Annotated in this window: 10 protein-coding genes; 6 read left to right on the top strand and 4 right to left on the bottom strand. The window is 42.1% G+C overall.

Features of this window, described 5'->3' with window-relative positions:
* Nucleotides 1–147 precede the first annotated feature (147 nt).
* Nucleotides 148–951, top strand: coding sequence for a pseudouridine synthase (locus PJ15_RS00760; RefSeq protein ID WP_004770289.1), 804 nt, complete (start codon nt 148–150; stop codon nt 949–951).
* A gap of 135 nt (nt 952–1,086) precedes the next feature.
* Here the strand turns inward: PJ15_RS00760 and PJ15_RS00755 are convergent, their stop codons facing one another.
* The 3 genes from PJ15_RS00755 to PJ15_RS00745 form a co-directional block, all read right to left on the bottom strand.
* Nucleotides 1,087–3,318, bottom strand: a complete 2,232-nt coding sequence (locus tag PJ15_RS00755) for an NADP-dependent isocitrate dehydrogenase (RefSeq protein ID WP_047426813.1) — start codon at nt 3,316–3,318, stop codon at nt 1,087–1,089.
* 327 nt (nt 3,319–3,645) lie between these two features.
* Nucleotides 3,646–5,013 (bottom strand): heavy metal sensor histidine kinase, encoded by a 1,368-nt coding sequence (locus tag PJ15_RS00750; protein WP_047426935.1) that lies wholly within the window; start codon nt 5,011–5,013, stop codon nt 3,646–3,648.
* The gene (locus tag PJ15_RS00745; RefSeq protein ID WP_004770296.1) at nt 5,006–5,692 is read right to left on the bottom strand and encodes a heavy metal response regulator transcription factor; all 687 of its coding nucleotides are present in this window, start codon (nt 5,690–5,692) and stop codon (nt 5,006–5,008) included. The genes PJ15_RS00750 and PJ15_RS00745 overlap by 8 nt, the downstream gene beginning before the upstream one ends.
* A gap of 150 nt (nt 5,693–5,842) precedes the next feature.
* Here PJ15_RS00745 and PJ15_RS00740 point away from each other — a divergent pair, with 150 nt between their 5' ends.
* Nucleotides 5,843–6,535, top strand: coding sequence for an outer membrane protein (locus PJ15_RS00740; protein WP_047426812.1), 693 nt, complete (start codon nt 5,843–5,845; stop codon nt 6,533–6,535).
* Between the two features lie 117 nt (nt 6,536–6,652).
* A complete protein-coding gene (uraH, locus tag PJ15_RS00735) occupies nt 6,653–7,057 on the top strand; it encodes a hydroxyisourate hydrolase (RefSeq protein ID WP_047426811.1) in 405 nt (134 codons plus the stop codon).
* A 36-nt stretch (nt 7,058–7,093) separates the two neighbouring features.
* Here the strand turns inward: uraH and PJ15_RS00730 are convergent, their stop codons facing one another.
* Nucleotides 7,094–8,797 carry a M61 family metallopeptidase gene (locus tag PJ15_RS00730; protein WP_047426810.1) on the bottom strand — a complete coding sequence of 568 codons (1,704 nt, stop codon included), beginning with the start codon at nt 8,795–8,797 and terminating at the stop codon, nt 7,094–7,096.
* Between the two features lie 433 nt (nt 8,798–9,230).
* Here PJ15_RS00730 and PJ15_RS00725 point away from each other — a divergent pair, with 433 nt between their 5' ends.
* The 3 genes from PJ15_RS00725 (at nt 9,231) to PJ15_RS00715 (ending at nt 12,538) form a co-directional block, all read left to right on the top strand.
* A complete protein-coding gene (locus tag PJ15_RS00725) occupies nt 9,231–10,550 on the top strand; it encodes a D-alanyl-D-alanine carboxypeptidase PBP6B (RefSeq protein ID WP_047426934.1) in 1,320 nt (439 codons plus the stop codon).
* A 93-nt stretch (nt 10,551–10,643) separates the two neighbouring features.
* Nucleotides 10,644–11,930 carry an NAD(P)/FAD-dependent oxidoreductase gene (locus PJ15_RS00720; RefSeq protein ID WP_005259002.1) on the top strand — a complete coding sequence of 429 codons (1,287 nt, stop codon included), beginning with the start codon at nt 10,644–10,646 and terminating at the stop codon, nt 11,928–11,930.
* A 125-nt stretch (nt 11,931–12,055) separates the two neighbouring features.
* A complete protein-coding gene (locus PJ15_RS00715) occupies nt 12,056–12,538 on the top strand; it encodes an FKBP-type peptidyl-prolyl cis-trans isomerase (protein WP_004770302.1) in 483 nt (160 codons plus the stop codon).
* Nucleotides 12,539–12,613: the final 75 nt, after the last annotated feature.

Genomic DNA, 12,613 nt, shown 5'->3' with positions numbered 1-12,613 from the left:
ATGGCATGCTTTTCGTTTTTTATTACATGAAACAGTTTAGTTCAAAACTGGTTTTTTTGAGATTTATACGGGAAATAACAACATTTTCCCATTAAATAAAAACCTTTATTGTTATGATGCCGCCCATAGCCAAAGCAGTATACAGATATGAAAATAGTCGTATTTAATAAACCTTATGACGTTTTGTCACAGTTCCGTGAGGATTCCGCTCACCTCACCTTTTCTCACTTTATCCATGATCCTGATTTACGTCTTGCGGGTCGACTTGATCTCGATTCAGAAGGCTTAACCTTCCTGACGGATCACGGCGGTCTGAATCAATACATTACCAATCCAGCCAATAAGAAATTTAAAACCTATCTTGCGCAAGTCGATGGCGATGTAACTGAAGAAGCATTAGAGCAACTTCGTAAAGGTGTAGAACTGGCTGATGGTATGACCTTACCGGCAAAAGCGCTTAAAGTCGATCAACCAGAATGGTTATGGGAACGTGATCCTCCAGTACGTTACCGCGCCAATATCCCAACCAGCTGGATTGAGCTACAAATTTGTGAAGGCCGTAACCGTCAGGTGCGTCGTATGACTGCTGCTGTGGGTTTCCCAACGCTACGTTTGATCCGTACTAAAATCGGTGCAATCGATCTGATTCGTCTGGGCTTACAACCCGGCGAGCAAACTGAAATTGAACCGTTACTTTATCCTGATTTTAAAGACCTGCCTGAAGACAAGCCTTATCGCTCTCGCTCTTATGTGAAAAAACCTGGTGGTACGGGCGGTAAGCCAATGCACCAGAAAAAGAAAGAAGGTGATAAAAAAGACGGCGACAAGAAAAAATCAGGCACTAAACGTATCTGGCAAATGGATGAAAGCGAAAAGCCACGTCGTAAGACCAATGGTACGACTCGTCCAAATACCAAGGCACCACGCGGTCGTAGCCGTAATGGTCGTTAATCATTAGAGATTATATTAAAGCCCACGGAAGTGGGCTTTTTCATGGGAATCATCTGAGTTCTCATCTACAAAAAAGCCGATGCTTTCGCACCGGCTTTTTTAAATTACCAACAAAACTATCAGTAATATTTAAACTTAAGCTGTTTCAAGTGTTGCATTAAGCGTAGCACTTGGACGCATCACTGCGTTTACTTTTGCAGGATCAATTGCATAGTAACCACCGATATCAGCAGATTGACCTTGTACTTGAGCAAGCTCAGCAACGATCTTCTCTTCATTTTCAGCAAGTGCTTTTGCAAGAGGCGCAAACTTCGCTTTTAACTCAGCATCTTCGTCTTGAGCAGCCAATGCTTGAGCCCAGTACAATGCCAAGTAGTAGTGACTACCGCGGTTATCAAGCTCACCTGTACGACGTGATGGAGACTTGTCGTTATCAAGAAGTTTACCTGTTGCCTGATCAAGTGTCTTCGCAAGCAATTTCGCGCGGTTATTGTCTTCTTTAAGACCAAGCTCTTCTAAAGAAACAGCTAACGCAAGGAACTCACCAAGAGAATCCCAACGCAAGTGGTTTTCTTCTACCAACTGCTGAACATGTTTCGGCGCTGAACCACCCGCACCTGTTTCATACATGCCGCCACCTGCCATTAACGGCACGATTGACAACATTTTCGCTGAAGTACCCAATTCCATGATCGGGAACAAGTCAGTTAAGTAATCACGTAAGATGTTACCAGTCACAGAAATGGTATCTAAACCACGTGCTACACGCTCAAGCGTATAACGCATTGCACGTACTTGTGACATAATCTGGATATCAAGACCTGCTGTGTCATGATCTTTCAAGTATTTTTCAACTTTCTTGATCAATTCATTTTCGTGTGGACGGTATGGGTCTAACCAGAAGATTGCTGGCATGCCAGAGTTACGTGCACGTGTTACTGCAAGTTTCACCCAGTCACGAATTGGTGCATCTTTCACCTGACACATACGCCAGATGTCGCCTTCTTCCACATTTTGGCTCATCAACACTTCGCCAGTGTCTAGATCTGTAATGTTGGCAACGCCTGCTTCTGAAATTTCGAAAGTCTTGTCGTGTGAACCGTATTCTTCTGCTTTCTGCGCCATCAGACCAACGTTAGGTACAGTACCCATGGTACGTGGGTCGAAATTACCATTCCACTTACAGAAATTGATCATTTCCTGATAGATACGCGCGAAAGTTGATTCAGGCATAACTGCTTTACAGTCGTAAGGTTTGCCGTCAGCACCCCACATTTTACCGCCACCACGGATCATTGCAGGCATTGAAGCATCTACAATCACGTCATTTGGTGAGTGGAAGTTCGTGATGCCTTTCGCAGAATCAACCATTGCAAGTGCAGGACGGTGTTCTTGGCAAGCATGTAAATCTTCGATAATTTCTTCACGAAGTGAAGTCGGTAAAGTTTCGATCTTCTCGTAAAGACCAGCCATACCGTTATTTACGTTGATGCCTAACTCGTCAAATAATTTGCCGTGTTTTTCGAAAGCATCTTTGTAGTAAATTTTCACACAGTGACCGAATACGATCGGGTGTGATACTTTCATCATGGTTGCTTTTACGTGTAACGAGAACAGGATGCCCGCTTCACGACAATCTTCAAGTTCTTTCTCATAGAAATCGCAAAGCGCTTTCTTGCTCATGAACATTGAATCGATGATTTCACCATCCTGAAGTGCAACTTTTGGCTTAAGCACAATCGTTTCACCAGACTTAGTGATGAGCTCCATTTTCACATTACGCGCACGGTCTAAAGTCATTGATTTTTCACCGTGGTAGAAGTCGCCTTCATCCATGTGAGAAACGTGAGTTTGTGACCATTGTTTCCACTCGCTCATTGAGTGCGGGTGTTTTTTCGCATAGTTTTTCACAGCAGCTGGTGCACGGCGGTCAGAGTTACCTTCACGCAATACTGGGTTTACTGCTGAACCAAGGCATTTACCATAACGCGCCTTAAGTTCTTTCTCTTCTTCAGTTGCTGGATTTTCTGGATAATCAGGAATCGCATAGCCCTTCGACTGGAGCTCTTTGATACATGCGGTTAACTGAGCAACAGAAGCACTGATGTTTGGAAGTTTAATGATGTTTGTATCTGGGTCTTGCGTAAGACGACCTAACTCCGCAAGGTTGTTGTTTACCTTTTGTTCATCTTTAAGGTAATCTGAAAATTCTGCAAGTACACGTGCTGCAACTGAGATATCACTTTTCACAATCTCGATGCCAGCAGGCTTGGTAAAGGTCTCAATGATCGGTAGCAATGAATAGGTCGCCAATAACGGCGCCTCATCAGTCAGTGTATAAATGATTTTTGACTTTCCACCAGCCATATATAGCCCCTTGTGTTGGATTGAGTTATGGAAAACTGCGCTTGTGGCCCAGTTCCTAGAACCGATTTGCTTAAAACAAACTTGAGAGTATCAGTCTTCATAGCATACTAGTCAACGCCCTATCCCGTGATAACGACATTTCGCTAAAAAATACTACAATTTTATATAATAGATACTGTTAGTTCATATAATTTGGGCCAAATGTTGCCTTTTCAACTACCAAAGCGTTAGCGACCTGAAAATGCCCAGCAAACTGATCATTTAGCAAACAAATAGGTGTTTACCTACAAATGTGCCTTATTTTGTCAGAATTTTATGAACCTTAGGTTAATTCTTTAGTGGTAGTCTTAACGTAAATGCCACACCTGCTGTCTGATTTTCAACTTCAGCACAACCACCATGTAACTGCATGATGGATTGAACAATCGCCAGTCCCAGCCCACCTGTTTGTGCTCTCTTATGTCGACTCTCATCAATTTGATAAAAACGGTCAAAGAGATAAGGCAAATGTTTTTCTTCAATCCAGATGTCATGCGTCACAATACGAATCACACAATCAGTCTGTTCCCGTTTTACCTCTAAAGTAATCCGCCCCTTTTCTACACCATAGACAACCGCGTTACTGATTAAATTCGCAATCGCACGCTGGATAAGGGCTTCATTCACTCTCAATTTCATTTCATCAGGAAGTTGAAGCATCAAGCTCATCTGCCGTTCTTCGATCAGATAATCAAAATAATCCGTCACATCCCGAATCAATTGCAGGATATCTACGCTGCTTTTCGCAAGCCCTGCTTCCGTATATTCAGAACGTGCAATAAATAGCATGCTCTCAATCATTTTGGTCAGTCTTTCGTACTCTTCCAAGTGCGAATACAGGAGATTTTCCAGCTCCTCAGTTTGACGGGGTTGAGACAGCAAAATCTGTGTTTGACCCATCAAATTATTGAGCGGCGTTCTCAATTCATGCGCAATATCTTCCGAAAACTGTGCCAGTTTTTGATAATCCTGCTGAATTTTATCCAACATTTCATTCATGGCATGGCTGAGTTGTTGTACCTCAGTATTTGTGGTCTCAACCTGAATGCGGTGATTAAGTTTTTGCACGTTGATTTTACTGGTTTCTGCAATCAATGCCCGCATCGAACGGAACATATAATGCCCGACCATAAAACCTAATAAACTCGATAATAGAATGCCCAGGCCAGTATAAAAGGCGATTTTCCAAAAATATTGCTTCAGGGTTTGATTCGCGGCATACCATTGTTGACCTGCAATCAATTGATAATGCTGATCGCCATGTTGTACCAATTGAAATGCAAGCCGTGTCGTTGGCTGTTCAGGTCTATTATTCGTAAACTGGATTTTACTGGAATAATTTAAACTCGGGATTTTGATGTTTAATGGATTGATTCGAATCAGGTCTTTACCAGCTTCTTTGACAATAAAAATACTGTCCTCATGCCCAACCATATTTTCATAAAGTTTAGGATATTTGCCCAAGATCTGAACGGTATAAGCATCTGTCAAAAACACTTCCATGCGCTTAATTCGTGCGGCAAGTGCTTTGTCTTGCTGGATATAAACCATTTCACGAAAACTTTGATAAGACAATGTCCCAATACTGATAAAAACCACACATGAAATCAGGCTGAACGCGATTCTCAGACGCGAAGCCAAAGACAATCTATTCATCAGCATGGTCTTCTTTTAAATCAACTTTATAGCCCATCCCCCGAATCGTATAAATCAGCTTGGGAGAAAAATGGTCATCAATTTTAGCGCGTAGACGACGTATGGCGACATCGACTACATTGGTGTCAGTATCAAAATTAATATTCCAGACCATAGAGGCAATTTGTGTGCGGGTTAACACCTCACCACGATGCTGTATCAACAATTGCAACAGCACAAACTCTTTGGCGGTTAAATCGATCTTGATCTCTGCGCGGTGGACTTCCCGACTTAAACGATTCAAGCTGAGATTGGCAATGCTATAAATTTCTTGTTCAATCTTGGGCACACGGCGTAATAAACTTTTGATGCGTGCCAATAATTCGATATATGAAAATGGCTTAACCAGATAGTCATCTGCTCCCAATTCCAGACCTTTCACCCGATCCATGACCTGATCTTTAGCCGTGAGCATGAGCACAGGGATTTTTGAAAATGTACGGAGCGTCTGCAACACTTGCCAGCCATCCAGTTTCGGCAACATCACATCCAAAATTAATAGATCAAAAGCTTCATCTTGTAACCGCGACAAAGCCTCCATGCCATCTTTTGCGATCGCACTGGTATAGCCTGATTCATTTAATCCTTTTGCCAAAAACTGCGCAATTTTGGATTCATCTTCGACAATTAAAATATGCATCCCACATCTTAACCTTTTTTATTCAGCGCAAAGATTACAAATCGGTAATTCAATTGTCATCATGACCAGATGCATTTCTTCCTACCATGTGCTGAGGAAATAAAGATTTTTATCACCAAACACTCCTTCACGAATTTTGGAAAATTGCATATGGACAAAGGATTTACCCGCTTCGCTATTGGCTCTGTTTTACTTGTGACTGGCTCATTAAGCTATGCTCAAGATACTGCTCTTTCTGGCTATTATCTCTCAGCAAAAGTCGCGGCAGCCCAACTCAAGGCTGACAATATGGAAACCAGCTTACGCCCGGGGATTGGCAAATTTGTCGCAGGTGACGATCAAAAAGATTTAACCAATGCATCACTGGGGTTCGGTTATGACTTTGACAATGGCTGGCGTACCGAAGGAGAATATACCTTTAAAAATGATGCAGAATTTACCAGCGGTTCAACCAACTTTCCAACCAGTCTCAACCATCATAAAGTCGAGACGCAGCGCCTGATGCTGAATGCTTATCGTGATTTTGAAGTCATGCAAAATGTCGCTGTATACGGCAATCTCGGATTAGGTGTTGCACGTACAGAATCTTCAGGCTGGCAAGGTAATGCCTCTCGCCAATATCTTTCCAATACCGAAACCCAACTGGTGTATAGCGTAGGTGCTGGTGCGAGTTATAAAGCAATTGACAACCTTAAGCTTGATTTGGGCTACCGTTATGTCGACTTGGGTAAAGCCGATAGCGGTTTAAATAACTTCACCAATGCACGTAACTTGCAAGATGAGCAGATGAAAGCACATCTTTATTCAAGTGAGTTCTATCTCGGTGCAAGATACTCATTCTAAATTTGAAAGGCACTGATCAGCAGTGCCTTTTTTTGCGCTCGTATCCCATGTATTGCCCTCACAACAACTGATGGCAATACATACAAAAACATTAATCAAGAAAGGTGGAATATTGCGATGTATAAAAATCTATTCGCCATCGCCGCACTATCGGCTTCAAGCAGCTTGTTTGCAGCAGCACCCAATCCATTGAGTGTGCATGTTCTCAATCAGCAAAATGGTCTACCTGCTACTGATGTCACCGTTATGCTCGAAGCTCAACAAAAAAATCAGTGGGTAAAAATCAATCAGGCCAAAACTGATCAGAATGGTCGAATTACTGCACTTTATCCGACACAACAACAACTAAAGTCAGGTGTTTATAAAGTGACGTTTAAAACAGGTGACTGGTATAAAGCACAAAAGCAAAGCAGCTTTTTCCCTGAAATTCCGGTTATTTTTGAAGTCGACGGCACTTTACCACACTATCATATTCCATTACTGCTCAGCCCTTATGGTTATTCGACTTATCGTGGCAGCTAATAAAAAGGACGCTTGCCGCGTCCTTTTTATCAGGTCTTAACCTTTTAACCAGCGATCAACTTTTTGCTGGTCTTCAACTTTTAATTCAACCGTGGTCAATTCACTTTCACCCGCTTGAAGTTCAAATTGTAAAAGCTCATCACGACGGAATGCATAAACCGTAAATGTGCCTTGTTGTTTTGCATACTTGGCTAAAAGCTTCTCGGAAGCCTTCACACCATTAATCGCAAGGATCACATCATTTGCAGATAAACCTGCTTGAGCGGCTGCGCTATCACGACGCACTTGCTGTACCACCACGCCTTCTGCTTTATCTACCACTTTCAAGCCAAAAGCCAGAGCCTTGTCATTTTTAAGCGTGTAACTCAATCCAAACTCTGGGAACAACTGATCGAGTGGTAATTCATCGGTGGTGTTGATCAAGTGGTTGATTTGCTCAATCCAGTTATCACCTGTCAGCTCATTACATAATTCAAAAATGGTTCGTTCATTGACCTGAATACCTTGTTGGGTATTTTCATATAAACGACGCATTAAAGCATCCAGATTTGAACCACGTAAACGTAAGCCCAAATCTAAACAAAGTGCCACTAAACTGCCTTTGTTATAGTAACTAGTGCCTGCATTATTTGAGTTTTCATCCTGACGGTAGAACTTGATCCACGCATCAAAACTCGACTCTGAAACCGATTGAATCAAACGGCCCGGATTTTGCAAATAACGGTCAAGCTGTGCTTTTAAGAGATCCAGATAAGACTTCTGCGAAATCACACCGCTACGCAATAAAATCAGGTCATCATAATAAGAGGTAAAACCCTCAAAGATCCACAATAAGCTGGTATATCCCTCTTTATGTAAATCATAATTGGCAAAGTTTTCAGGGCGAATAAATTTAACTAACCATGAATGGAAATACTCATGGCTACATAAACCCAAGAAACGTTGATAATCTTTAGAAGGTTCTTCGGCTTCATCTGCTTTTGGCAAATCGTCGCGCGGTGTAATCAGGCTGGTGCTATTACAATGTTCCAGACCACCATAACTATTTCCAGTCGCCATGGTCATAAAGGTATAGTTCTGGAATGGCGCTGAACCGAACATATCAATTTCAGTCTGACAGATCTTTTTAATATCCGCTTCTAAACGGCTCATATTGGTCGTGTGTTTGCCCGAAATCACAAACTCATGAGGAATCCCGTTCGCATCAAAGCTGAAACGACTCTGCTCTGCCAGTTCAAACGGACTATCAATCAATTGATCATAGTTGTCTGCTTTTAGAGTAAAGCGTCCTTTAACCAGACTTTTAGTAGCCAGACCTGTTGCGATCTGGAAATGTTTTAATTCATCTGGCAGGAAAATTTCAATTTCACAAGGTGCATGTTCCTGATCTTGCAAGCCCAAACAGATACATGCGGGATTAACATAGAAACGTGTCTGATCAACGTAGGCACCACGCACCGATAAATCATAGGCATAAACGTCATATTCAACAGTAATCAGTTCATGATCGGTATTGAATAAACGCCAGCGATTCTTCTCGGTTTTTTTAATATTCAGTAAACGCCCTGCTTCATCAGAGGCTTTCACCGACTCAATATGCTTGGAAAATTCCCGAATCAGATAGCTTCCAGGGATCCAAGTTGGTAACCACAACTCTTGATTGGGATTGGCTAGAAAACGTAGGGTGACATGAATCAGGTGCTGGCGATAATCGTCGAACTCAATTTGATAGTGCAACATAATTTCTAATCATGAAAATAGGAACGGTTTAGGGGGCTGCTGAATATTCACCAATGATTGCGACAGCAAACGTTTTTTAGGTGGTACTAGGCGTGGATTAAGAAATTTAGCATTCTAAATGAGTAATTCACAACGACGTAACAACAAAAAACGTTTTTGTCCCGCAGGGTTGTGGCTAAAACTATCACAGACTTCGTTATGAAACTTGAAAATGAGATCGCCATTCTCTACGTTTCATGCCTTGCCTGCTCAATTTTAGCCGACAACGCAACGCATATTTGAATGTTCAACAGCCCCTAGCTTAGCATTTTTTTACAAAGTCATGCGCAGATGTCGTAATTGTCAGCAAAAGTTGCTGGATTCTTCAACAAAAAAGTCATAGCATTCTCCTCTCACATTTAAGGCCACTGGATCGGCAATACAAGGTATGCACGTGAAATTTCTCCTCTCTCTCTTTACGTTGTTTAGTCTCGTTTGTGCAAATCTCGCACATGCAAACTTACTTAACATTGCCCCTGAAACAGTTGAAGCTGAAGCATGGTCAATCATCGATGCCCAGTCTGGACAAATCATTGCTGAACATAACAGCCATGTTCAGCGCGCCCCAGCTTCACTCACAAAAATGATGGTGGCTTATATCGCTTTAAAAGATATTGAAGCAGGTAAATTACGTAAAGAAGAAGTCCTGACTGCAACGCCTGTAGTCAGCACAGTGATGTGGGATGAATCACAAATGTACTTAAAAGCAGGTGAACAGATTTCTGTTGATCAGCTTTTAGCAGGACTGATCGTAATGTCTGCCAATGATGCTGCTGTGACGCTTGCTGAAAAAATTTCTGGCAGCGTGCCACAATTCGTCGCGCGGATGAATCAGGAAGCACAGGCATTGGGAATGAAGGATACGCATTTCAGCAATCCAGCTGGAATCACCATGACCGACCATTACTCTACAGCTGCCGACCTGAGCCTGTTAGCCAAAGCCATTGTGAAAGAAACGCCTGAATATTTGTATTATTCAAAAATGCCAAGCTTTAGCTACAACCAGCGTTTTCACCATGCCACTAACCTTGCCTTGAAAATGGATCCGACATCCGATGGTCTGAAAACAGGTTATACCAAGGCGGCGGGCTATAACCTTGCCCTGACAGCTGAACGTCCAACATTCAATCCACATGTCGAGAAACGTCGTCTGATTGTGGTGGTATTGGGAACACCAAGTGCAGTAAAACGTGCAGAAGTTGCACATAAACTGATGAATCTGGCCTATACCTATACCCGCGATGAAGAAGTGATTCCAAAGCAGAGACTGATTGCAGAATTGCCTGTGATTAAATCAACCTTGAAAATGTTCAAGGTCGAAACTCAGCAACCGACAATCGTGACCACATCGTTATATGGTCAGTCTGTTCCGATTGATTTGAATAGCTTTGATCTACTCACCCAACGTATTCATCTGATTGATGCAAACCAACAAGTCACGACTGTTGAACCATTACAAACCACCAATACTCGCATCAATATTGAACTGAATGAACAGCATTTGACTGCGCCTTTGACTCAGGCAATGAATCTGGCAACTGTTTCGATTTATCAAAATAACCAGTTGATTCGCAGCTTACAGATTGAAAATGATGTACAGATTGAAGAAGCCAATATTTTCCAGAAAATTATGATCTGGTTCTCAAATCTATTTTCATTCTTTTCGACCAGCGATAGCAAAACTGCCAAACTTTATCCTTTAAATCAAGGATAAAAAACCTACTATTTTTATCAAGATTAAACATACATTATTGAAAAAAGGATGGCATAATCCAGCCATCCTTTCACAAAAATAATTAGGTTAATCATGAGCAAAACCTTACATCATATCGTGATTGTGGGCGGTGGCGCAGGTGGTTTGGAACTTGCGACACAGCTAGGTGAACGTTTTGGCAGACGAGAGAAAGCCCGAATAACCCTAGTCGATCAAAATCTCACACACATATGGAAACCTCTCCTCCACGAAATTGCAGCTGGCTCGCTGAATCCTCACGAAGAACAAACCAATTATTTTGCCCATGCAGAAAAACATCATTTTGAGTTCGTGCTCGGCACACTTGTTGATGTGAATAAAGATCAAAAACAAATTAACCTTTCTCCCCCGCAGCTTTCTAAAGAACACACCCCACAAACTCAAACACTCAGCTACGACACTCTAGTGCTGGCCGTGGGTTCTGTTTCAAATGACTTTGGTACAGAAGGCGTGCGTGAACACTGTCATTTTCTGGATAGCCGTCAACAAGCCGATATTTTCCAGCAGGATTTATTTCACCTCTATATCGAGGCACAAAATCAGTCAAATGAGCGAGCTTTGAATATTGGCATCGTCGGGGCTGGCGCAACAGGTGTTGAACTGGCAGCAGAGTTGATAGAAACCACCAAGAACTTCTATCGCTATGGATTAAAGAAAATTAATCCGAAGCAAGTCAAAATCACCCTCATTGAAGCATCTGACCGCATCTTGCCTGCCCTAAATGAAAAAACAGCAGCGCATAGCGCCAAGCAGCTCAAGAAAATGGGGATTGAGATTCTGACTCAGCATAAAGTCCAGAAAGTCGATGAAACCAATGTCTATTTCAGTAATGGAAATGTCATTCACTCAGATATTACGGTGTGGGCGGCAGGTGTTAAAGCGCCGAAAGTTTTAGAGTCATTTACTGATTTTAAACGGGATAAAATCAATCGCCTGATGGTGTACGCAACCCTGCAAACCTATTCTGATCCGAATGTTTTTGCTTTTGGTGATTGTGCAAATTGTCAGTTAGATGCACGCCAGCCACCGTTAGGCCCTCGTGCACAAGTGGCGAGTCAGCAAGCAACCTTCCTTGTCGATGCGATGGCAGCACGTTTATCAGGTTCTCCACAACCGATGTTCACATTTAATGACAAAGGTTCACTGGTTTCACTGAGTCGTAATCAGGCCGTAGGAGAATTGTTAGGCGATGTTAGCGTACAAGGCTTCATTGCCAAAACCATGTATGTTTCACTTTATCGAATGCATCAGGCCAATATTCATGGTTACACACAAGCAGGCATGCTCACCATGAAAGATTTCCTGACGCGTCGTGTCCGTCCAAAAATTAAACTTTATTGAGTTGAAATTTGATATTTCGTCTCAATATTTAACTAAATCGTTTCAAAAAGTGGAAAATAGTCAACAAAAACTGTTTTTCACTTTATGATATACAGCTAAAACTATTGATGACATGGATTCAAAACATGACTGCTATTGCAAATAACCACGTGGTTTCATTCCACTACACTTTAACAAACGCTGAGGGTGAAACACTTGATCAATCTCAAGGTGAACCACTTGCATATTTGCACGGCGCGGGCAACATCATTCCTGGTTTAGAAAATGCACTTACAGGTAAAACTGTTGGCGAAAAATTCACTGTAAACGTTCCAGCTGCTGAAGGTTATGGCGAATACAATCCTGAACTTGTTCAAGAAGTTCCAGCTCAAATGTTCCAAGGCGTGGACAACATCCAGCCTGGTATGCAATTCCAAGCTCAAACTGATGACGGCGTACAAATCGTAACTGTTAAAGCGATAGAAGGCGACAACATCATCGTTGATGCGAACTTCCCGCTTGCTGGTCAAGACCTTACTTTCGAAGTAGAAATCGTTGAAATCCGTGATGCTTCTCAAGAAGAATTAGATCACGGTCACGTTCACGGTGCAGGTGGTCACCACCACTAATTCATTTTTGAATTAGATGGAAAAAGCAAAGCTTCGGCTTTGCTTTTTTATTGCCGCTACTTTTATAAAATAAAA

Origin of the sequence: Acinetobacter sp. neg1 (assembly GCF_000788125.1) — a bacterium.
Taxonomy (GTDB): Bacteria; Pseudomonadota; Gammaproteobacteria; order Pseudomonadales; family Moraxellaceae; genus Acinetobacter; species Acinetobacter vivianii.
This window is presented reverse-complemented; position numbering and strand designations above follow the sequence as displayed.